Origin of the sequence: Streptomyces sp. NBC_01006, assembly GCF_045162725.1 — a bacterium.
GTDB lineage: Bacteria > Actinomycetota > Actinomycetes > Streptomycetales > Streptomycetaceae > Streptomyces.
Genome location: NZ_CP108700.1, coordinates 4,677,801 through 4,699,653, shown reverse-complemented (window position 1 = coordinate 4,699,653; position 21,853 = coordinate 4,677,801). Strand labels below are relative to the sequence as shown.

Sequence of the window (21,853 nt, the reverse complement as noted above, 5' to 3'; positions counted from 1 at the left end):
GCCTTCCCGGGCACCGAAGCAAAGGACAGAGACAGCGTGCGCACCATCTCCATCCCTAAATCGGGGACCGGACATTCGGCCCCGATCACCCACGTGGCCTTCAGCCCGGACGGCTCCCGCCTCGCGACCTCGTCCTACGACGGAACCGTGATCGTCTGGAACACCACCGACCCCGCCCACCCCACCGAGGCCGCGACCCTGCGCCACCGCCGCCTCGTCAACTCCTCGGCCTGGAACCCCGCCGACCCGACCCTCCTCGCGACGGCCTCCGCCGACAAGACGGTCGGCATCTGGCGCGTCCCCCAGGAGGGCCCGGCCACGCTGGTCAACGTCCTGGCCCGGCACACCGACGACATCAACTCGGTCGCCTGGCTGCCCGACGGCGAGCGCCTGATCTGCGTCTCCGAGGACGGCCGCGCCACCCTGTGGTCCGTACTCGACGGCACCTTCCTCACCGAGGTCGGCTCGCACGAAGCGCACTGCATGATGGTCTCCGTCAGCGTCGAGGGCCTGGCCGCCACGGTCGGCGAGGACGGCCTGGTCGCCGTCAGCGACCCCGCCTCCGGCTCCGGCGCGGCGCGCAGGCGCCACTACGACTCCTCCATCGAGGGCTGCGCCTGGTCCCGGGCCGGCGACCTCCTCGCCGTGGCCCGCGACGACGGCCGCGTCGACCTGCTGACCCGCGAGCTGGACCACGTACTGACCGTCGAGGTCTCCAGTTCCGCCGCCCGCGCCGTCGACTGGGCCGAGGACGACTCCGCGTTCGTCGTCGGCGCCTACGACGGCTCCCTGCACTGGTTCGACCGCTCCGGCGAACGCCGGCACACCGTCGCCGACCTCCGCGTGTGGCCGCGCTCCGTCGCCGCCGCCCGGGGCCTGGTCGCCGCGGGCTCCTTCCGCAACGCCCCGCATCTGTACGACATGGCCACGGCCGCCGAACTGTCCGGCCCCGAGCGCGCCACCCACGGCCCCAACGCCCTGGCCGCGCGCGGCGACGAGCTCCTCATCGGCGGGGACTCCGGCACCGTCTTCGCCGTCCGCGTCGAGAACGGCGCCCAGCGGCGGGCCACCCCGATCGAGCTCACCGACGGCCCGATCCTGTCCCTCGCCACCGACGGCGACACGATCTACGCGGGCACCTACTCCGGCCACGTCATCCGCTACGACGGCACCCGCACCTCCAGCGAGCGCCTCGGCGCGCCGATCCCCTCCCTCACCGTCGACGGGGGCCGGCTGATCGCGGGCACCTACAACGGCGAGTTCCTCGTCCTGGACCCGGCCACGCTCCGGCTCGAAGAGCGCGTCGACGCGCACGGCGGATCGGTGAAGTCCCTGGCCCCGTTCCCGGACGGCGGCTTCCTGTCCGCCGCCACCGACCGCACCATCGAGGCGGGCGCCGTGCACGGGCGCACCAAGCTGTGGGAGCACGGCAACCTCGTCAACGCGGTCGCCGGCCTCCACGGCCCCGGCGGCTCCGTCGTCGCCAGCGCCTCGCGCGACCACACCGTCAAGGTCGGCCGGGTCACCCGTACCGAGGACGGCGGCTGGAGCACCGGCGCGCCGCAGACGCTGCTCGGCTCCGACGAGTCGGTCAAGTGCGTCTCGCTGCTGGGCGACATCCAGAGGCCCACCGTCCTCGCCGGCTCCTACGACTTCAACCTCTACTCCTGGCAGGTCGACTGGGCCGACTCGGCGGGCACCCTCGCCTCCGGCCGCGTCCTCGCCGGGTTCACCCAGGGCCTGTCCTGCATGTTCCAGCTCGCCGACGGGCGCGTCGCCGTGGCCGGATGGGACGGCCGGATCGTCTTCGTCGCCGTCGACGCGTACGGCGCCCACATCCAGCACACCCTCCACATCGACGACATCGCGCTGAGCGCCGACCGGAAGCAGGTGGCCGCATGACGACCTCGGCCGACATACCGGGGGCCGTCACGGAAGCCGCCCCCGCGGCGGTCCCGTCGGCGGTCCCGTCGGTGATCCCGGCAGTGATCCCGGCAGTGATCCCGGCAGTGATCCCGGCGGTGGTCCGGGCCCGCGTACCCGTCACGCTCTCGCGCGTCCGGGACCGCAGCGCCGACCTCATCACCTTCCACCACCTCCCCGACCCCGGCGAGCACTTCGCCGTCCTCGTCCCCGCCGCCCCCGGCGACACCGCGCCGCCGCTGGTGCGCCTGCACAGCGAATGCCTGACCGGCGACGTCCTCGGCTCGGCCCGCTGCGACTGCGGCCCCCAGCTCGACGAGGCCCTGCGGCGCATCGCCGACCACGGCGGCGCCGTGCTCTACCTGCGCCAGGAAGGCCGGGGCATCGGGCTCTACAACAAGCTCGACACCTACGTCCTCCAGTCGCAGGACCACGACACCTTCGCCGCCAACCGCATGATCGGCCGCGGCGACGACGAGCGCGACTACGCGGCCGCCGCCGCGATGCTCCACGCCCTCGGCCTGACCCGGATCCGCCTGCTCACGAACAACCCCGACAAGGTGCGGGAGCTGCGCGCGCACGGCATCGAGATCACCGAGGTGATCCCCACCGGCGTGTACGTCACCGCGGAGAACTCCCGCTACCTGTCCGCCAAGGCCGAACTCGCCGGCCACACCATCGCGCTGCTCCAGGAGGCCGCGGCATGACGCTCTCACTCGAAGACCTCGCGAACTCCCCGCACTTCAAGGAGCACGCCGGCCTCGCCGACCCCGGCAGGCTGCACCCCGCCCGGCTGCCCGGCACCACCCCCGAGCAGCTCGCCGCCGCCGTCGAGGACCCGGACCTGCCGACCGCCGAACGCCTCGCCGCCGGCCACGTCCTCGGCCTGCTCGGCGACCCCCGCATCCCCTCCCCCGCCACCGGAGCGGGCCCCGGCACCCGCCACGTGCCCGGCGGCCGGATCCGTATCGGCCTCCCCGCGAACGAGGCCGGATACGTCACCAACGCCTGGGCGCACGTGGGCGTGGAGGAGTCCTGGATCCTCAAGGAGTGCCCCGAGCACACCGTGGAGATCGCCGACTTCTGGATCGCCACCTACCCCGTGACCAACGGCGAGTACCGCGCCTTCCTGGCCGACACCGGCCTGGAGGAGCGCCCCACCACCTGGTACCTGGGCGCCTACCCGTGGGACCGCTCCAACCACCCGGTGGCCGGGATCCGCCCCGAGCACGCCGACGCCTACGCCGCCTGGCTCACCGAGCGCACCGGACACCCCTGGCGGCTGCCCACCGAAGCCGAGTGGGAGCACGCCGCCAAGGGCCCCGAGGGCCTGCCCTACCCCTGGCCCGGCGGGTTCGACCCGGAGGCGGCCAACACCCGCGAGTCCGGCGTGCACACCACCACCCCGGTCGGCGCGTTCCCGGCCGGCCGCTCCCCGTACGGCGTCCACGACATGGGCGGCAACGTCGAGGAGTTCACCGCCGACGAGTACGCCCCCTACCCGGACGGCCCCTACGTGGCCGACCACCTGGTGCAGTCGATGGGCAGCTACCGGATCGCCCGCGGCGGCTCCTTCGCCCGGTTCGGCGACCTGACCCGCACCCGGCGCCGCCACGGCGCCTTCCCCGGGCCGCTGTACCCCGTCGGGTTCCGCCTCGCCACCGGCGAGCGGCCCTCATGACCACCGCCCTCCGCCCCGGGCCGGAGCCGGCCCTCGCCGCCGGCCCCGACCCCACCGGCCCCGGCACCGGCCCCGGCCCCGACCCCGGCCCCGGTTTCGCCGACATCCGCCGCGTCCTGGCCGACCGGGCCCCGGCCCTGGCCGACATCACCCGCGCCTTCGCACCGCTGGAGGCCGAAGCACACCGGCTGCTGCCCCGGCTCGCCGCCCTGCGCCCGGGCATCGGGGACACCCCTCTGGTCCCGGTGCCCAGCCGGGCGGGACGGGGCACGGTCTGGCTCAAGACCGAGGCTGCCAACACCTACGGGTCCGTCAAGTCCCGTACCGCGTATGCCCTGTTGTGCGCGGCCGTGGCCTCGGCCGGCTCCCCCCGGCTGCGGCTCGCCGAGTACTCGGGCGGCAGCCTCGCCGTCGCCCTGGCCGAGCTGTGCGGACAACTGGGCCTGGACCTGCACCTGGTGGTCCCGTACGGGGCCTCCGACCGGCTGCTGGACCAACTGCGCCGCCAGGGCGCCGAGACCACCACGGCCCGCGAGGGCACCGGCTTCCTCGGCGCGATGGACGAGGCCGTCCGCGTAGCCGAACGCGAGGACCGGCACCTGCTGCTCCAGCACTGCGCTGCCGCGGGCGCCGCCCTGCACCGCGAACACACCGGCGCGGAGATCATCGGCCAGCTCTCCGGCTACGGAGTCGAACCGGCCGCCCTGGCCGCGGCCGTCGGCACCGGCGGCAGCCTGGCCGGCACCGCCATGGCCCTCGGCAGCGCCTGGCCGGACTGCCGCCCCCTCGCCGTCTTCCCCGCCGAGGCCGTCTACGGCGACGAGCGCGCCCCCGACGGCGCCCGCCGGATGAGCGGCACGGGCGGGCTGGGCCACGGCCTGCGCCAGCCGCTGATCGCCGCGTTCCCGCAGGACTTCTTCAGTTTCACCGCCGTCGCCTATCCGCAGGCCCTGCAGGCCATGCGCCACCTGCGCCGGGAACACGGCATCGCCGTCTCCGGCAGTGGCGCGGGCGCCTGGCTCGGCGCCTCGGCGGAGGTCGACCAAGGCCCGCGAGGGCGCAGCGCAGTCGCGGTCGTCGCAAGCCGCGGAACAATCGAGGAGTGGGAGCATGCCGCAGGATCGTGACACACCCGTCTTGACCGTCAACGGCCACAGTGCCGCGGACGCGGAGCACGCGGAACGGAACTACTGCGGCTACCGCGAGGTCGTCCGCAACTCCTTCAAGCAGTGGTACAAGAACAACAAGGACTCCTGGTCGGGGACGACCACCAACGACCGCGTCACGCACTTCGCGATCGCGGCCGCCCCCACCGACGACCACCCGCCGGGCTCCGGCCCGGCCCGGGTCCTGGACATCGGCTGCGGCCGCGGCCTGCAGACGGCCTCCCTCGCCGAATGGCTGGAGGCCGAGGTCACCGGCCTCGACCTGCTCGACGTATGGGACACCCCCGAGGTCGCGCACGGCTCGATCCGCTTCCACCAGGGCGACTTCCTCGCCTTCCAGGCCGAGGGCCTCGACCTGCTCGTCGACAACGGCTGTCTGCACCACCAGCGCCGCGAGGACTGGGCCCCCTGGGTGGAGCACGGCCGCAAGATGCTGCGCCCGGGCGGGGTCTGGGTGGTGAGCGTGTTCCTGAGCCCCGACGGGGAGATCACCCCGCACGCGCTCGCGGACGGGCGGCTGAACTGGTGGCTCACCGAGCGACTCGTCACCGAGCTCTACGAGGCGAACGGCTTCCGCTTCACCGGCAGCCTGGAGATCGACCGCCACTTCGAGTACGAGGGCCACCAGCTCAAGTACCTGACCCTGTCCTTCGTCGCGGTCTGAGCGGCGCGGGAGGAGAGAGAGGAGGGACCGGAGATGCTCAAGGAGATCGCACTCGACGACCGGGGCGACGACCAGCACGTCCGAAGCGCCCTGCGCGACGGATTCTTCCTGGTGCGCAACACGGTGCCGGAGAGCCTGCTGGACGAGGCGTACGCCATGCTCGGCGCGTTCTTCGAGCTGCCCGCCGAGGTCAAGGCGGACTGCCGGGTGCCCGGCTCCAACGGGCAGTCCGGGTACCTCCCGCCCCTGGTCGAGCAGGGCGAGAAGGGCCGCACCCCCGACTGGAAGGAGCTGTTCCACTGGGGTGCCCCGCTGCCCGCCGCCCACCCGCTGCGCGAGCGCTACCCCGCGCGCTATCCGCAGCCGTACTTCCCCGACCACCTGGTGCCCGGGATCGGCGCCGCACTGGGCGAACTCCACCTGCGGATGGCCCGGTTCCAGCTCGACGTGGTCCGCCGGCTGGCCGGGGCGCTCGGCGCGGCCCCCGGCTACTTCGAGGAGATGCTGGAGGACGGCCCCGTCGTCAACCGCGCCACCTGGTACCCGCCGATGGAGCGGGCCCCGTCCGCGGACCACGTATGGATGGTGGAGCACCAGGACTTCGACCTGATCACCGCCCTGCCCCGGGCCACCGCCGCCGGCCTCGAAGTCCTCATCGACGGCGAGTGGACCCCGGTCAAGGCACCCGACGGCTACACCGTGCTCAACGTCGGCATGGTCCTGGAACGGCTCACCGGCGGCCGGGCCCGGGCCGCCGTCCACCGGGTCGTCGCCGCACCCGGGCAGAGCGGCGGCCGGCTCTCCATCGTGCAGTTCTGCCACCCCACCCCGTGGACGGTGCTCTCCACGCTCCGCGGCTGCACGGAGGACGGCGAGCCCGACCGGTATCCGGCCCTGACCGCGCAGGACCTGTTCCAGCGCACGATGTACCGGATCAACCGGCTGGACTCCCAGCAGGCCCAACACGCCCCCGGCAGCGCCCAGCAAGCCCCGCACGCCTCGGCGGGCCGGCCGTGACCGGCGCCGGGCGCGGCACCCCGCAGCGGATCTCCCTCCTGGGACAGATCCGCGAAGACCTCGACACGGTCGTCGCCCGCGACCCCTCCCGTCCGCGCCGCCGCGACGCCCTGCTGCACTCGCCCTGGCACGGGCTGGCCCTCCACCGGATCGCGCACCGCCTCCACGTACGCGACCACCGGTTCGCCGCCGGACTGCTCACGCTCGCGGGCCGGCTGCTCTCCGGCATGGAGATCCACGCCGGTGCGCGGATCGGCCGGCGGGCCTTCATCGACCACGGGTTCGGCGTGGTCATCGGCGAGACCGCCCGCGTCGGCGACGACGTGACGCTCTACCACGGGGTGACCCTCGGATCTCGCGGCTGGTCCCGCGCCGGCGAGCCCGGCGTGCGCCGCCACCCCGTCATCGGCGACGACGTCCTCATCGGCGTCGGCGCCTCCGTACTCGGCCCGGTCACCATCGCCTCCGGCAACCGGATCCGGGCCCACTCGCTGGTGCTCAGGGACCTCCCCGCCCCCGGCAGGGCGATCCGCATCTCCCCCGTCCGAGCAGCCGCCCACCCCTCAAGGAGCACCTCATGACACCGGCAGCCCTCCGTGAGCGCACCCTCGAACTCGCCAAGGACCTCGACACGGGCGACTGGGTCCCCACCGACCTGGAACGCACCATCGCCCGGCGGCTGCTGACCGCCGCCGACCCGGTCGGCTGCATCACCGAGCACGCCGTACGGGACGCCGTGTGGGAGGGCTCCGAGCCGCTCTCCCGGGTGAACGACGGCCGGCTCTCGGTGCTGCTCGCCGAGATCACGTACAGCCTCGCGGGAAACGGGCGCGACGCCGCCGCCCTCGCCTCGGCCCAGGCCCTGCTCGCGTCGGTGAACCGCCGCGGCTAGGACCGGGACCGCGGCCGCGACCAGGGCCGGGGCCGGGACGAGGCCCCGGTCCGGGACGTCAGCGCGCCTCGCGCAGCCAGCCCGCGACCTCCGTCGCCCAGTACGTCAGGATCGTGTCCGCGCCCGCCCGCTTGATGCCCAGCAGGGTCTCGAAAATGGCCCGGTCGCGCTCGATCCAGCCCTTCTCCGCCGCCGCCTCGATCATCGCGAACTCACCGCTGATCTGGTACGCGGAAACCGGGACGTCCACCGCCTGCGCGACCCGGTACAGGATGTCCAGGTACGGGCCGGCCGGCTTGACCATCACCATGTCCGCGCCCTCCTCCAGGTCGAGCGCCAGTTCCCGCAGCGACTCCCGGGCGTTCGCCGGGTCCTGCTGGTACGTCTTGCGGTCGCCCTGCAGCGAGGAGGCGACGGCCTCGCGGAACGGCCCGTAGAAGGCGGAGGTGTACTTCGCCGTGTACGCGAGGATCGAGACGTCCTCGTGCCCGGTCTCGTCGAGCGCGTCGCGGATGACGCCGACCTGCCCGTCCATCATTCCGCTCGGGCCCACCACGTGGACGCCCGCGTCCGCCTGGACCTGCGCCATCTCGGCGTACCGCTCCAGCGTCGCGTCGTTGTCGACGCGCCCGTGCTCGTCCAGGACCCCGCAGTGCCCGTGGTCGGTGTACTCGTCCAGGCACAGGTCCGACATGATCACCAGGTCGTCGCCGACCTCCGCCTTCACGTCGCGGATCGCGAGCTGCAGGATCCCGTCCGGCTCGGTGCCCGCCGTGCCCAGCGCGTCCTTGTTCTCGTCGGCCGGGACACCGAAGAGCATGATCCCCGCGACCCCCGCCTCCACCGCCTCCACGGCCGCCTTGCGCAGCGTGTCGCGGGTGTGCTGGACCACGCCCGGCATCGCCGAGATGGCCAGGGGCTCGCTGATGCCCTCCCGTACGAAGGCCGGGAGGATCAGGTCCGAGGGGTGCAGCCGGTTCTCCGCGACCATCCGCCGCATCGCCGGGGTGGTGCGCAGCCGGCGGGGCCGCGAGCCGGGGAAGGATCCGTACGCGCTCATACTCAGTCGCCTCTTCGAGCTTCGAGAACAGTCGGGATCCAGCGTAGGCCGTACCCGCCCGGCTCCCCGGCACGGGTCAGGGCCCGGACGCGGCGCGTCCGGGCCCTGATCGACCTTCACCCCACCGGTCAGGTGGTACGGCGCCGCCGCGCCCCCGGCCGGCGCTCGCTCGGCCGGGACACCGACTCTCCGGCCTCCTTGGCCGCCTCGCGGCGCGCGGCGCCGTACTCGGCCAGGGCCTCCGCCAGCTTGCCCACGCTCGGCTCCGGCGACAGGACGTCGACCCGCAGGCCGTGCTCCTCCGCCGTCTTGGCCGTGGCAGGCCCGATGCAGGCGATGACGGTGACGTTGTGCGGCTTGCCTGCGATGCCCACCAGGTTGCGCACCGTGCTCGACGACGTGAAGAGAACGGCGTCGAAGCCGCCGCCCTTGATCGCCTCGCGCGTGTCCGCCGGCGGCGGCGACGCGCGCACGGTCCGGTAGGCGGTGACGTCGTCGACCTCCCACCCGAGCTCTATCAGGCCCGCGACCAGCGTCTCGGTCGCGATGTCGGCCCGCGGCAGGAAGACGCGGTCGATCGGGTCGAAGACCGGGTCGTACGGCGGCCAGTCCTCCAGCAGCCCGGCCGCGGACTGCTCGCCGCTCGGCACCAGGTCCGGCTTGACTCCGAACTCGACCAGCGCGGCGGCGGTCTGCTCGCCCACGGCGGCGACCTTGATGCCCGCGAAGGCCCGGGCGTCGAGCCCGTACTCCTCGAACTTCTCCCGGACCGCCTTCACCGCGTTCACGCTGGTGAAGGCGACCCACTCGTAGCGTCCGGTGACGAGCCCCTTCACGGCCCGCTCCATCTGCTGCGGGGTGCGCGGCGGCTCCACGGCGATGGTCGGCACCTCGTGCGGCACCGCACCGTACGAACGCAGCTGGTCGGAGAGCGAAGCGGCCTGCTCCTTCGTGCGCGGTACGAGCACCCGCCAGCCGAACAGCGGCTTCGACTCGAACCAGGCCAGCTCCTCGCGCCGCGCGGCGGCGCCCTGCTCACCGACCACGGCTATGACCGGCCGGGCGCCCTCGGGCGACGGGAGCACCTTGCCCTGCTTGAACACCTGGGCGATGGTCCCGAGGGTGGCGTTCCAGGTCCGCTGGCGGGTCGTAGTACCGGCGACGGTCACCGTGAGCGGGGTGTCGGCCCCGCGTCCGGCGGACACCAGCTCGGCGGCGGCGCTCGCGACGGTCTCCAGCGTCGCCGAGACGACGAGGGTGCCGTCGCTGGCACCGACCTCGCTCCAGCAGCGCGCGGAGGCGTTGCGCGCGTCCACGAACCGCACGTCGGCACCCTGGCGGCCGCGCAGCGGCACACCCGCGTACGCCGGCACGCCCACGGCGGTCGCGACACCGGGCACCACCTCGAAGGGGATGCCTTCGGTCGCGCAGGCGAGCATCTCCTCGGCCGCGTTGCCGTCGAGCCCGGGGTCGCCGGTGACGGCACGAACGACCCGCCTGCCGGAGCGCGCGGCCTCCATGACAAGATTGGCGGCATCTCGGATCACCGGGACACCGGCGGCTGCTGACACTTCGTCAGCAATCGTCAGCTGTGGCGTGTCCACTCCCGCGCGCGCATGCGTGCGTACGACCTCGAGCACCTCGGGCTCCGCGATCAGTACGTCCGCGGCCGCGAGCGCCTCGACGGCGCGGAGCGTCAGCAGACCCGGGTCACCGGGGCCGGCACCGAGGAAGGTGACGTGCCCGTGCGCGGCGACGACCGGAAAAGCGGAGGTGGTCGGACGTGAGGGGTTCAAAGCGATCGCTCCCCCATCAGACCGGCCGCGCCCTTGGCCAGCATCTCGTCCGCGAGTTCGCGGCCGAGCGCCATGGCCTCGTCGTACGACTGGGGCACGGGACCGGTGGTGGACAGCTGCACGAGCGTCGAGCCGTCGAGGGTTCCGACGACGCCGCGCAGGCGCATTTCATTGACAACCTGGCCGTCGGCCAGAAGATCGGCGAGCGCGCCCACGGGCGCGCTGCAGCCGGCCTCCAGGGCGGCGAGCAGGGAACGCTCGGCGGTCACGGCGGCCCGGGTGTGCGGGTCGTCGAGCTCGGCGAGCGAAGCGATGAGCTCCGTGTTCGAAGCGAGGCACTCCACGGCCAGGGCGCCCTGGCCCGGAGCCGGCAGCACACTGTCCACGGACAGCAGGTCGGTCGCCTCGTCACCGCGGCCGATCCGGTTCAGTCCGGCGGCGGCGAGGACGACGGCGTCCAGCTCGCCGTCGCGCACGAAACCGATCCGCGTGTCCACGTTCCCGCGGATGGCGACCGTCTCGATGCGCTTGCCGAGGGCGCGCGCGTAGTGGTTCAGCTGCGCCGTGCGGCGCGGCGAACCGGTACCGATGCGGGCGCCGTCGGGCAGCTGCTCGAAGGTCAGCCCGTCCCGGGCCACGAGCGCGTCGCGCGGGTCCTCGCGCAGCGGCATGGCCGCGATCACGAGCTCCTCGGGCTGCGCGGTCGGCAGGTCCTTCAGCGAGTGGACGGCGAAGTCGACCTCGCCGCGCAGCAGCGCTTCGCGCAGCGCCGTGACGAACACGCCGGTGCCGCCGATCTGCGCGAGGTTCTCACGGGACACGTCACCGTACGTCGTGATCTCCACGAGCTCGACGGGCCGGCCGGTGATCGCCCGTACCGCGTCGGCGACATGGCCGGACTGGGACATGGCCAGCTTGCTGCGCCGCGTACCCAGCCGCAGGGGCTGGTCGAGACGTGGATTCATGATGCCCGTCCTGAGTCGTCGTTCTTGTCTGCCGCATCCGCCCGGCTGACGGAGGCCACCGTCTGCGGGTCGAGATCGAAGAGTTCGCGCAGCGCCTCCGCGTACCCGGCGCCGCCGGGCTCGCTGGCGAGCTGCTTGACGCGCACGGTCGGCGCGTGGAGGAGCTTGTCGACGACGCGGCGCACGGTCTGGGTGACCTCGGCCCGCTGCCGTTCGTCCAAGTCCGGGAGTCGCCCGTCGAGCCGCGCCACTTCCATGGCCACGACCTCGGCGGCCATCGCCCGCAGGGCGACGACGGTCGGCGTGATGTGCGCGGCCCGCTGCGCGGCGCCGAACGCGGCCACCTCTTCGGCGACTATCCCGCGTACGGCGTCCACGTCGGCCGCCATCGGCGCGTCGGCCGAAGCCTCCGCGAGCGACTCGATGTCGACGAGCCGCACGCCCGGGATCCGGTGCACGGCGGCGTCGATGTCGCGCGGCATGGCCAGGTCCAGCAGGGCCAGCCGTACCGGTGCCACGTCGACCTGGCTGCGGGCGCCCCTGCGGGGCTGCCGCTGCGCGGCGGCCTCGCCCTGGTCGGCCCATGTGCCGTGCAGTTCGAGGGAGTTGGCGTCGACCCCGGTGAGCGCGGCCCGCCCGTCCCCGGCCGGCACCTCGACGGGACACCCGTCGCGCTCGCCGGTCCCGGGCACGATGGTCCGCGCCACCCCGCCGTCGGCCAGCCGCACCCCGGCCGCAGCGGCGGCGGCGAGCCGCGCCACGACGTCGGCGTCAACCGCATCCAGCCCAGCAGGCGTCCCCTCCAGCCCCGCCGGCGTTTGAGGCGCGGGGGTCTGGGGGCGGAGCCCCCAGGAATCGGGAAGGGGCGGGGTGGGGGAAAGCCCCGCAGGGCCCTCGACCGCGGCGGCAACGTCCTCCCCGGTCAGCACCAAGCCAGTGGCACCCGTGCACGACACCACCACGTCAACACGTGTCAGCTCGTCGACCACCGACGCCATCGGAACGGACCTGGCCACCACCCCAGTGCCTGAGGCAACCAGAATCTCGACCAAGCGCTCCGCCCGCTCGGCGGTCCGGTTCGCCACCACGACCTCGGCGACCCCGACCCGCGCCAGCGTCGCCGCCGCCAGCGAGGACATCGACCCGGCCCCGATCACCAGCGCCCGCTTGTCCTTGGCCCACACGTCCACGGGCAGGTGCACGGCGAGCTGCTCCAGCCCGAACGTCACCAGCGACTGCCCGGCCCGGTCGATCCCGGTCTCGGAGTGCGCCCGCTTGCCGACGCGCAGCGCCTGCTGGAAGAGGTCGTTGATCAGGCGCCCGGCCGTGTGCAGCTCCTGCCCCAGCGCCAGGGCGTCCTTGATCTGCCCGAGGATCTGGCCCTCGCCGACCACCATCGAGTCCAGCCCGCACGCCACCGAGAACAGGTGGTGGACGGCCCGGTCCTCGTAGTGGACGTAGAGGTACGGGGTGAGCTCCTCCAGCGCCACGCCGCTGTGCTGCGCGAGCAGGGTCGACAGCTCGGCGACACCGGCGTGGAACTTGTCCACGTCCGCGTACAGCTCGATCCGGTTGCAGGTGGCGAGCACCGCCGCCTCCGTCGCCGGCTCCGCGGCCAGCGTGTCGTGCAGCAGCTTGACCTTGGCATCGGCGGACAGCGAGGCACGCTCCAGCACGCTCACCGGCGCACTGCGGTGGCTCAGTCCCACGACGAGCAGACTCATGCCGGCATCACCGCCGGGACGTCGCCCTCGGGGCCGTTCTTGCGTGCGACGGCCGCGGCCCGCCCGGCCGGCGGCTCGACGGCCGCGGCGGGGGCCGCACCGGAACCGACGCCCGCGACATCGGCGAGGTCCGCGTCACCGGAGACGGAACCGGCACCACCGGCGGACGCAGGAGCACCGGCGCCGGCCGCGGCCGCCTCCTCCCCCGCCTTGCGCTGCTCGTGGAAGGCCAGGATCTGCAGCTCGATCGACAGGTCGACCTTGCGTACGTCCACGCCGTCCGGCACCGACAGGACCGTCGGCGCGAAGTTGAGGATGGAGGTGACTCCGGCGGCGATCAGCCGCTCGCTCACCTGCTGGGCCGCGCCCGCCGGGGTCGCGATGACGCCGATCGAGACACCGTTCTCCTCGATGATCTTTTCGAGGTCGTCGGTGTGCTGCACCGGCATGCCCGCGACCGGCTTTCCGGCCATCGCGGGGTCGGCGTCGATGAGCGCCGCGACGCGGAACCCGCGCGCGGAGAAGCCGCCGTAGTTGGCCAGGGCGGCGCCGAGGTTACCGATGCCGACGATCACGACCGGCCAGTCCTGGGTCAGGCCCAGTTCGCGGGAGATCTGGTAGACGAGGTACTCGACGTCGTAGCCGACGCCGCGCGTCCCGTACGAACCCAGGTAGGAGAAGTCCTTGCGGAGCTTGGCGGAGTTGACTCCGGCCGCCGCCGCGAGCTCCTCGGAGGACACCGTGGGCACCGATCGCTCGGAGAGCGCGGTGAGTGCGCGCAAGTACAGCGGAAGCCGGGCGACAGTGGCCTCGGGAATACCTCGGCTGCGGGTCGCCGGTCGGTGAGTTCGGCCAGTTGCCACGATGCTCCTGCGGGATGAGCGGGGCTGCAGGCGGTCACTTGTCCCAAGACCGCCCCGTCGGAAGCAGGCTATGTCTTTGTGAACGCGTGCACAAAGATTGTGTCCGCTTTGTCCGAGCAAAGTGACCGGGGTCACGCGGTCCGGGCATGCAGGGCGGGAACCCACAACACGCCGAACCCGTTCAAATCCCGAGGGGGGCAAAACGGTACACACTCCTCATCGATACGCCCCCGAGACCCCATAAATCGCCCATGATGGTAACCGGCGGGAGGCTCAGGCCTCCAATGCCCGGCGCAGCCGGTCCGGGTTCACCCTCCAGAAGGTGTGCTGTTCGCCGTCCACGAGCACCACCGGGATCTGCTCCCAGTGCAGCCGGTAGAGCTCCTCGTCCTGCGAGATGTCCTTCTTCTCCCACTGTGCTCCGACTTCCGCGCAGACCTTCTCGATCACCTCCTGGGCGTCATCGCACAGATGGCACCCCGGCTTCCCGATGAGCGTGACCAACCGCTCGCCGGGACGCTTCTTTTCCTTACGACGCAGCAAAGGGCTCATGTCCCCATTCTCCCGCGCCACCGCGTAACACCACGGCACCGAAGAGTTCACGCCCCCGGCATCCCGCGGGTTCGGGAACTCCCGAACACAATGGCTATGCTCGCGTCATGGCCGCTCTGGGATGGCTCACCCCCCGTAGGCGCTCCGCAACCGCGCGGAGCGTGCTGGCAGGCGAGGCCTCGGCCGAGGCCGCCCGCAAGACCGCGCAAGCCCTCGACGGCATCGACGCGGACGCCGGACCACCGGCCGAATCCGAGGAGGCGGCCGAGCAGGCGGCCGAGCAGGCAGCCGCCGAGGAAGCGGAACCGGCCGAGCCCGAGTTCCCCGTCGCCGGCGACGACCTCGCCGCCGCCTTCTTCGACCTCGACAACACCGTCATGCAGGGCGCCGCGATCTTCCACTTCGGCCGCGGCCTCTACAAGCGGGAGTTCTTCCACCGCCGCGAACTCGCCCGCTTCGCCTGGCAGCAGGCCTGGTTCCGGCTCGCCGGGGTCGAGGACCCCGACCACATGCAGGACGCCCGCGACAGCGCCCTCTCCATCGTCAAGGGCCACAAGGTCTGCGAACTCATGGCGATCGGCGAGGAGATCTACGACGAGTACATGGCGGAGCGGATCTGGCCGGGCACCCGCGCCCTGGCCCAGGCCCACCTCGACGCCGGCCAGAAGGTCTGGCTCGTCACGGCCGCGCCCGTGGAGACCGCCACGATCATCGCCCGCCGCCTCGGCCTGACCGGGGCGCTCGGCACGGTCGCCGAATCCGTCGACGGCATCTACACCGGCCGCCTCGTCGGCGAACCGCTGCACGGGCCCGCGAAGGCCGAGGCGGTCCGCGCCCTGGCCGCCGCCGAGGGACTCGACCTCGAACGCTGCGCCGCGTACTCCGATTCGCACAACGACATTCCGATGCTGTCGCTGGTCGGACATCCGTACGCGATCAATCCCGACACAAAACTGCGCAAGCATGCCCGGGCACACGACTGGCGCCTGCGCGACTATCGGACCGGCCGCAAGGCCGTGAAGGTCGGCGTCCCGGCAGCCGCCGGGGTCGGCGCGATCGCGGGCGGCGCGGCCGCCGCCATCGCCCTGCACCGCCGCCGCAAGTAGCCCGCAGCGCACCACCGCGGGGTCGCCACCCCGCCGCCGCCTGCACCTAAGCCGCCCGGCCGCCCGCCGGGCGGCTTTCCGCGTCCCTGCGGCCAGGTGCGCGGCAGGCATTCCCCCTCCCCTACCCCCGCGCCCCACGCGGCACTCCTGCATCCCCGACTCGGTCGCGAGCCAGCGTGGAAGCGTCCATTCCGCGCGCCCAACCGATCAAGAACCGATCACCAATTGCGACCGAATATGCCTTCGACACGCAACAGAAGTGTCGGAATCGGTGATTTGAGCAACTGGGTGTAGCGCTGCCTGTACGAAGCGTTATTCTCCTCAAACGCATGCCACCGCTCATCTGTCGCCACGACGGGTGAACGGTCCCGCACTGCACGTGATGGAAGCTCTGCCTCTGGGAGTCCCGTGTACCCACCTGTCGGGGTTGACGCCTCGGGCCTGGCTACGCTGCGCGCAACGGTCCTCGACCACCTGCGCGGCTTCGTCCCCACCGCGTACGCCGTCCCCGCCTTCGCCGCCGCGGTCCCTGCCGGCCTCGGCCCGGCCGGTCCTTGCTATGCCCTGACCGACGGCGGAGCGACGGTGGGCAGACGCGGTCGCGCGGGAGGAGGAGCCGGCACCGCCGCAACCGGAACGAGCGCGCCCGCCGCCCGCCGCCCCACCGCGGACAGCGACCAGGCCCGCATGATGGACCTGGTCGAACGCGCCCAGGCCGGCGAGGCCGAGGCCTTCGGCCGGCTGTACGACCAGTACAGCGACACGGTGTACCGCTACATCTACTACCGCGTCGGCGGCAAGGCGACCGCGGAGGACCTCACCAGTGAGACCTTCCTGCGCGCGCTGCGCCGCATCTCCACCTTCACCTGGCAGGGCCGCGATTTCGGTGCCTGGCTCGTGACGATCGCCCGCAACCTGGTCGCGGACCACTTCAAGTCCAGTCGCTTCCGCCTGGAAGTGACCACGGGCGAGATGCTGGACGCGAACGAGGTGGAACGATCCCCCGAGGACTCGGTCCTGGAGTCCCTCTCCAACGCCGCCCTGCTGGAAGCCGTACGCAAGCTCAATCCCCAGCAGCAGGAGTGCGTGACCCTGCGGTTCCTCCAAGGCCTGTCGGTCGCCGAGACCGCCCGGGTGATGGGGAAGAACGAGGGCGCCATCAAGACGCTCCAGTACCGGGCGGTCCGCACCCTGGCCCGCCTGCTGCCGGACGACGCCCGCTGACCTCCGCGCCGCGCACCGCCACACCCGCGCACCACCCGGACCCCCCACGCCCCCCACGCCTTCCGACCCTCCTGACAATCCACACAACCGGTGACCCCTCGATGACGCTGTGGTCCGATCATCCTTCGTCCGTAACCCAAGTGCCGCGCCGCTCGTTGTGCGGAATGCAGGCTCCCTGTGGACAAGCCCTGCCCGAAGCCGCTCACTCGAAAGTGTGGACGTGCTCAAGGAAGGCAACCTTCCGGACACCTTGGGGAGTCGATCGTCATGACGAGAGGAGGTGCCGCCAGTGATCGCGAACGTGACTCCGCACCGGCGGGCGAACGCCTTCGCCCAGGCCCTGGAGGATCGGACCCCATCCGACCTTTCGGAACCGGACCCGGCGGCCGAGCAGTCCGAGGCACCTGCCGAACCTGCCGACCACGACCGGTTGTTGGCCCTGGCGAGCGCGTTCGGCGAACGTATGCCGCGCCCGGTGCTGGACCCCGAGGTCAAAGTGGTGCAACGAGCCCAGCTCGTGGCCGCCATGGAGGCCATGGTGATGGAAGAGAGGGCCGGGGGCGGTGCCGCCTCGGACCCTCGGTTGCCCGAGCAGCGGACCGGCCGCGGCGCCCACCGGGCGACCTCGCTCCGGAAATTGCGGCCCCGCTCCCGCTGGTCCAAGGGCATCGCAGCGGGCGGCCTCACCGTAGGTGTGGCCGCGGGGGCCTTCAGCGGCGTGGCCGCTGCCAGCACGGACGCCCTGCCCGGTGACTCCCTCTACCCCGTCAAGCGGGGCATGGAGGACCTGAAGCTGGGCATGGCCGACGAGGACGCGGACCGGGGCGAGCTCTACCTCGACCAGGCCTCCAACCGCCTCTCGGAAGCCCGCAGGCTGATGGAGCGCGGCCGGTTGGGCACCCTGGACCACGAGTCGCTCGGCGCGATCCGCCGGGCCCTGGCCGGCATGAAGCACGACGCGGCCGAAGGCCACCGACTGCTTCAGGCGGCCTACGAACGGGACGGCTCGCTCGGCCCGATCCAGGCCCTGTCGTCCTTCTCCCGCTCCCACCGCGACGCGTGGGGCCGGCTCCGGGAGAAGCTCCCGGCGCAACTCACCGACGTGGGCGGGGAAGTCGAGTCGGTCTTCCAGGCCATAGACGATGACGTGGCGCCCCTGCAGAACCTGCTCCCGAAGCCACCGGAGCAGACCCGCGGCACGGGCACCCCGGCCAAGCCGAGCACTACGGCCGGGCAGCACCAGAGCGCACCGGCGGCGGGCACGCCCTCGGCCAGCCCGACCACGCCCGCACCCACCGGCGGCAAGCCCTCACCCGCCCCCGGCGGTCTCCTGGGCGGCACGGGGGACCTCCTCCACCCGCCCGCGGGCCAGAACACCCCGGCGCCCTCGTCCTCCCCGGAGCACGTCGCGCCGGAGATCACCCTGCCGCCCCTGCTCCCGGGCCTCCTCCCGGGCCTGGGCATCCAGGCGGAGGACACCGAGTAGCACCGCATGACGCGCAGGCCCTCACCCCCACCGGGGTCGAGGGCCTGCGCGTCATGCGGTGAAGAATCAGCGGTGAAACGAACTCAGAAGAACACGGACCGCCGCTGCACCAGCAGTTTGTAGAGGGTGTGCTGGATCTGCTCGCGGACCTCGTCCGTCAGGTTGAACATCAGCATCGGGTCCTCCGCCGCCTCCGGCGGGTACCCGTCCGTCGGGATGGGCTCGCCGAACTGGATCGTCCACTTCGTCGGCAGCGGCACCGCCCCCAACGGCCCCAGCCACGGGAACGTCGGCGTGATCGGGAAGTACGGGATCCCCAACAGCCGGGCCACCGTCTTCGCGTTGCCGACCATCGGGTAGATCTCCTCCGCCCCCACGATCGAGCAGGGCACGATCGGCGTCCCCGCCCGCAGCGCCGTCGACACGAACCCGCCCCGCCCGAACCGCTGCAGCTTGTACCGGTCTCCGAACGGCTTCCCTATCCCCTTGAAGCCCTCCGGCATCACCCCGACCAGCTCCCCGGCCTCCAGCAGCCGCTGCGCGTCCTCCGAGCACGCCAGCGTGTGCCCGGCCTTGCGCGCCAGCTCGTTCACCACCGGCAGCATGAACACCAGGTCCGCCGCCAGCAGCCGCAGGTGCCGCTGTGCCGGGTGGTGGTCGTGGACCGCCACCTGCACCATCAGCCCGTCCAGCGGCAGCGTCCCGGAGTGGTTCGCCACGATCAGCGCACCGCCCTCGGCCGGGATGTTCTCGATGCCCTTGACCTCGACCCGGAAGTACTTGTCGAACAGCGGCCGCATCATGGACATCAGGACCTGGTCCGTCAGCTCCTTGTCGTAGCCGAACTCGTCGACCTCGTAGTCCCCGGTGACCCGGCGCCGCAGGAACGCCAGCCCGCCGGCGATCCGCCGGTCCCAGTCGGCCCCGCCGGACTTCACGGCAGCGGGCTCCGCCCCGACCGGCTCCTCGGCCTCCACCGCCGGGCCCTGAGCGGGCACCGCCCGTACCCTCCGGGTCCCGGCGCCCCGCCGGCGCGGCCGGTCCTCGTCGAACGGAATGACCTTGGCGTCCGCCACTATCGCTGCGCTCCCTCTTCGGCTCCGGCAACCTCGACGTTCAGGGTGTCCACGTGCGCGCCGTCCACCTTCAGCGCGGCGGCAACCCGGTCCACGACCTGCGCCGCCTGCTCCGGCGGCAGCAGCCCCTTCCCCCGGCTGCGCGCGAAATCGGCGAACGTCTCGGCGGTCGTGTACATGGGCTTGAATCCCAGCACCTCCCGCATCTGGGACGTCTCCACGACCCGCCCGTGCGTCAGCAGTCTGATCTGCTCCGGCGAGAAGTCGGTGACCCCCACCGCCCGTAGCGCCGACCCCACCCACGTCACCGCGGGCAGCAGCAGCGGCACCGTCGGCCGCCCCAGCCGGCGCGCGCACTGCGACAGCAGCAGCACCCCGTCCCCCGCGATGTTGAAGGTCCCGCTGTTCAGCGTCCCGCGCTGGGGCTCCCCCGCCGCCAGCCGCAGCACGTCCAGGACGTCGTCCTCGTGGACGAACTGGAGCCGCGGGTCGTACCCCAGCACCGTCGGCATCACCGGCATCGAGAAGTACTCGGCGAGCGCGGAGTCCGCGTACGGCCCCAGGATGTTCGCGAAGCGCAGCACGCACACCGCCACGTCCGGCCGCCTGCGCGCGAAGCCCCGTACGTACGACTCGACCTCGCCGGCGTCCTTGGCGAAGCCCCCCGCCGGCAGCGACTTGGGCTGCGTGGTCTCCGTGAAAACGGCCGGATCCCGCGAGGCACCCCCGTACACGCTGGTACTGGACTTCACCACGAGCCGTCGTACCGTCGGCGACTTCTGGCAGGCCCCGAGCAGCTGCATCGTGCCGATGACGTTGGTCTCCTTGACGGCACTGCCCGCGCCGCCCGCGCCCGCTCCGCCCCCGGTCACAGCGAGATGGACCACCGTGTCCACGGCGCGCTCGGCGAGCACCCGCGCGATGGAGGACTGCCTGATGTCCGTACGGATGAACTCCGCCGACCCGAGCCGGTGCGGCGGCGCCACCGCGTCGACCGCGATGACCCGATCGACCTCAGGATCACGCTGGATGCGCCGCACGAAGCGGCCCCCCAGCTGCCGGGCAGCCCCGGTAACGAGCACGACCTTCCCCACGAGCTCCGCGCCTTCCTCGTCGTCCCCGGCTACACCGCAGCCCCTCCACCAAAGGATGGTGGAGGGGCTGCGGAGAACACGTACAGCTGCCGTTTACTTCTTGTTACGGCGCTGGACGCGGGTGCGCTTGAGCAGCTTGCGGTGCTTCTTCTTAGCCATCCGCTTGCGCCGCTTCTTGATAACAGAGCCCACGACTACCCTCGCTCACTTCTCGGAACATCTCCGCGCTAGCGGAGATCGGTGCGGGGCGTCTGGGCCCACACGACCTACGTCGGCCTAGCCTACCCGCCCGAGCTCCGAGCCCGTAATCCGAGGGACACCGCGGGTCAATCTCAGGCCGACTCCACCCCCACATAGGACTCTCGGAGGTACTCGTGAACCGCGTTTTCGGGGACCCGGAAGGACCGGCCCACCCGGATTGCGGGCAGATGACCGTTATGCACCAGGCGGTACACAGTCATCTTCGACACTCGCATCACCGAGGCAACCTCTGCCACGGTCAGGAACACGACCTCGCTGAGAGGCCTCTCGCCAGCAGCCATGACACACCTTGACCTTCCGCGCATGACGGGCACCGGCTTCCCCTCCGGTTACTCCTCGTCGTCGCACGCTCACTCCCAGAGTAGGGGCGTGTGATACGAGTGGGGAAGAGGAGCTACGGCCACTCCTGCGCACCCGACAGGCTCGCCCGATCGAGTACATAGCGAATCAGTGGTCTGTAGTAGTCCGCGCGCACCGCGTCATCAAGCGGAACGGCCACCGCCACGCGCCCCTCCGCCTCGCCGACGAACAGCGCCGGGTCGTCCGTATCCGCCAGCCCGATCGCCTCCACACCGAGCTGACCTGCGCCGCAGACCCACCCGTGATCCCCCACCACCAATTCCGGCAAGGGCCCGCCGGCCTCGGCGAGGGCCCCCAGCGCGATCCGAACCGGCAGGGGTGAATGGGTGTGCACGCCGGTGGCACTCCCCGGCGGCCGCGCGCCGGGCTCCCGCACCAACGCGACTCCCCGTACGTAATCGATGCTGTGCCTGCGTACGCCGAACCGGGTCGCCATGTCGACACGGGCCCCCTGCGCAGGAGTGAGCACAACACATCCCACCGCCGACAGGGCCCGCGCCAAACTGGCGTAGAACCCCAGGAGACGGTGTGGATGACCCGTCCCGAACAGCACGGGCGACCGCGCCCCCGCCGCCTCGCGCAGCCGCTCGGCGAACGCCTCCAGAGCCGCCAGCGTCAGCTCCGGATCGATCACGTCCGGCCCTCTGACGTGCGCCGGATCCGCCGAGACCCCGCACTTGTCCGCCATCAGCCTCAGCAGGTCACCCTCGCCCCAGCCCCACTCCGGATCCAGCCCCAGCAGCACCCGCGGATCCCGCGCCGCGAACAGCCGGTAACTGCGCAGGCTCTCCTCCCGCGACGTGGCGACGGGCCCGGCCAACCGGGCGGCCAGCAGATGCGCACGCAGCGCGCCGGTGCTCAACACCCTCCGATGCTGCCGCACCCCACCGGACCGCTCGTCAATTCCGGGGAACAGCCCCACCGTTGGCGTAACGATGCTGCG

The 21,853-nt window shown here is 72.3% G+C and carries 22 protein-coding genes; 11 read left to right on the top strand and 11 right to left on the bottom strand.

Annotated features, from left to right (window positions below):
* Positions 1–36: 36 nt before the first annotated feature.
* From OG509_RS21505 to OG509_RS21470, 8 genes are read left to right on the top strand one after another with little or no spacing between them, the layout of a single operon-like run.
* Positions 37–1,902, top strand: coding sequence for a WD40 repeat domain-containing protein (locus tag OG509_RS21505; protein WP_406184071.1), 1,866 nt, complete (start codon positions 37–39; stop codon positions 1,900–1,902).
* Complete coding sequence (ribA, locus tag OG509_RS21500; protein ID WP_406184070.1) at positions 1,899–2,630, top strand: GTP cyclohydrolase II; 732 nt, start codon at positions 1,899–1,901, stop codon at positions 2,628–2,630. The genes OG509_RS21505 and ribA overlap by 4 nt, the downstream gene beginning before the upstream one ends.
* On the top strand, positions 2,627–3,604 hold the full coding sequence (locus OG509_RS21495) for a formylglycine-generating enzyme family protein (protein ID WP_406184069.1): 978 nt from the start codon (positions 2,627–2,629) through the stop codon (positions 3,602–3,604). Before ribA ends, OG509_RS21495 begins: the two co-directional genes overlap by 4 nt.
* Positions 3,601–4,731 carry a pyridoxal-phosphate dependent enzyme gene (locus OG509_RS21490; RefSeq protein WP_406184067.1) on the top strand — a complete coding sequence of 377 codons (1,131 nt, stop codon included), beginning with the start codon at positions 3,601–3,603 and terminating at the stop codon, positions 4,729–4,731. The genes OG509_RS21495 and OG509_RS21490 overlap by 4 nt, the downstream gene beginning before the upstream one ends.
* Positions 4,715–5,434 (top strand): class I SAM-dependent methyltransferase, encoded by a 720-nt coding sequence (locus OG509_RS21485; RefSeq protein ID WP_406184066.1) that lies wholly within the window; start codon positions 4,715–4,717, stop codon positions 5,432–5,434. The genes OG509_RS21490 and OG509_RS21485 overlap by 17 nt, the downstream gene beginning before the upstream one ends.
* Before the next feature lie 33 nt (positions 5,435–5,467).
* Positions 5,468–6,451 carry an isopenicillin N synthase family dioxygenase gene (locus tag OG509_RS21480; protein ID WP_406184065.1) on the top strand — a complete coding sequence of 328 codons (984 nt, stop codon included), beginning with the start codon at positions 5,468–5,470 and terminating at the stop codon, positions 6,449–6,451.
* Positions 6,448–7,032: a serine O-acetyltransferase gene (locus OG509_RS21475; protein WP_406184063.1), complete on the top strand. Its 585-nt coding sequence runs from the start codon at positions 6,448–6,450 to the stop codon at positions 7,030–7,032. The genes OG509_RS21480 and OG509_RS21475 overlap by 4 nt, the downstream gene beginning before the upstream one ends.
* Entirely contained in the window at positions 7,029–7,343 is a 315-nt protein-coding gene (locus OG509_RS21470) for a hypothetical protein (protein ID WP_385585582.1), read from the top strand. Before OG509_RS21475 ends, OG509_RS21470 begins: the two co-directional genes overlap by 4 nt.
* 58 nt (positions 7,344–7,401) lie before the next feature.
* On the opposite strand, the gene hemB is transcribed toward OG509_RS21470, so the two are convergent.
* The 6 genes from hemB to OG509_RS21440 form a co-directional block, all read right to left on the bottom strand.
* Positions 7,402–8,403 (bottom strand): porphobilinogen synthase, encoded by a 1,002-nt coding sequence (gene hemB, locus OG509_RS21465; RefSeq protein WP_406184061.1) that lies wholly within the window; start codon positions 8,401–8,403, stop codon positions 7,402–7,404.
* Between the two features lie 128 nt (positions 8,404–8,531).
* Positions 8,532–10,199: a uroporphyrinogen-III synthase gene (locus OG509_RS21460; protein WP_406184059.1), complete on the bottom strand. Its 1,668-nt coding sequence runs from the start codon at positions 10,197–10,199 to the stop codon at positions 8,532–8,534.
* Entirely contained in the window at positions 10,196–11,164 is a 969-nt protein-coding gene (hemC, locus tag OG509_RS21455) for a hydroxymethylbilane synthase (protein WP_406184058.1), read from the bottom strand. The genes OG509_RS21460 and hemC overlap by 4 nt, the downstream gene beginning before the upstream one ends.
* Positions 11,161–12,888, bottom strand: a complete 1,728-nt coding sequence (locus OG509_RS21450) for a glutamyl-tRNA reductase (protein ID WP_406184057.1) — start codon at positions 12,886–12,888, stop codon at positions 11,161–11,163. The genes hemC and OG509_RS21450 overlap by 4 nt, the downstream gene beginning before the upstream one ends.
* Positions 12,885–13,751 carry a redox-sensing transcriptional repressor Rex gene (locus OG509_RS21445; RefSeq protein WP_406184056.1) on the bottom strand — a complete coding sequence of 289 codons (867 nt, stop codon included), beginning with the start codon at positions 13,749–13,751 and terminating at the stop codon, positions 12,885–12,887. Before OG509_RS21445 ends, OG509_RS21450 begins: the two co-directional genes overlap by 4 nt.
* Before the next feature lie 273 nt (positions 13,752–14,024).
* Positions 14,025–14,303, bottom strand: coding sequence for a glutaredoxin family protein (locus tag OG509_RS21440; RefSeq protein ID WP_134072370.1), 279 nt, complete (start codon positions 14,301–14,303; stop codon positions 14,025–14,027).
* 107 nt (positions 14,304–14,410) lie between these two features.
* On the opposite strand from OG509_RS21440, the gene OG509_RS21435 reads away from it, so the two are divergent.
* From OG509_RS21435 to OG509_RS21425, 3 genes are all read left to right on the top strand, one after another.
* The gene (locus tag OG509_RS21435) at positions 14,411–15,409 is read left to right on the top strand and encodes an HAD family hydrolase (protein WP_406184054.1); all 999 of its coding nucleotides are present in this window, start codon (positions 14,411–14,413) and stop codon (positions 15,407–15,409) included.
* A 408-nt stretch (positions 15,410–15,817) separates the two neighbouring features.
* Positions 15,818–16,633, top strand: coding sequence for an ECF subfamily RNA polymerase sigma factor, BldN family (locus OG509_RS21430; RefSeq protein ID WP_053691854.1), 816 nt, complete (start codon positions 15,818–15,820; stop codon positions 16,631–16,633).
* Between the two features lie 289 nt (positions 16,634–16,922).
* A complete protein-coding gene (locus OG509_RS21425; protein WP_406184053.1) occupies positions 16,923–18,119 on the top strand; it encodes a DUF5667 domain-containing protein in 1,197 nt (398 codons plus the stop codon).
* 83 nt (positions 18,120–18,202) lie between these two features.
* On the opposite strand, the gene OG509_RS21420 is transcribed toward OG509_RS21425, so the two are convergent.
* From OG509_RS21420 to OG509_RS21400, 5 genes are all read right to left on the bottom strand, one after another.
* Positions 18,203–19,195 carry a lysophospholipid acyltransferase family protein gene (locus tag OG509_RS21420; protein WP_406184052.1) on the bottom strand — a complete coding sequence of 331 codons (993 nt, stop codon included), beginning with the start codon at positions 19,193–19,195 and terminating at the stop codon, positions 18,203–18,205.
* Positions 19,195–20,289 (bottom strand): NAD-dependent epimerase/dehydratase family protein, encoded by a 1,095-nt coding sequence (locus OG509_RS21415; protein ID WP_406184051.1) that lies wholly within the window; start codon positions 20,287–20,289, stop codon positions 19,195–19,197. The genes OG509_RS21420 and OG509_RS21415 overlap by 1 nt, the downstream gene beginning before the upstream one ends.
* 93 nt (positions 20,290–20,382) lie before the next feature.
* Positions 20,383–20,481 carry a 30S ribosomal protein bS22 gene (locus OG509_RS21410; protein WP_003948845.1) on the bottom strand — a complete coding sequence of 33 codons (99 nt, stop codon included), beginning with the start codon at positions 20,479–20,481 and terminating at the stop codon, positions 20,383–20,385.
* Between the two features lie 140 nt (positions 20,482–20,621).
* Complete coding sequence (locus tag OG509_RS21405) at positions 20,622–20,831, bottom strand: helix-turn-helix domain-containing protein (RefSeq protein ID WP_158708561.1); 210 nt, start codon at positions 20,829–20,831, stop codon at positions 20,622–20,624.
* A gap of 113 nt (positions 20,832–20,944) precedes the next feature.
* Positions 20,945–21,775, bottom strand: a complete 831-nt coding sequence (locus OG509_RS21400; RefSeq protein ID WP_406184050.1) for a phosphatase — start codon at positions 21,773–21,775, stop codon at positions 20,945–20,947.
* Between the last annotated feature and the right edge of the window lie 78 nt (positions 21,776–21,853).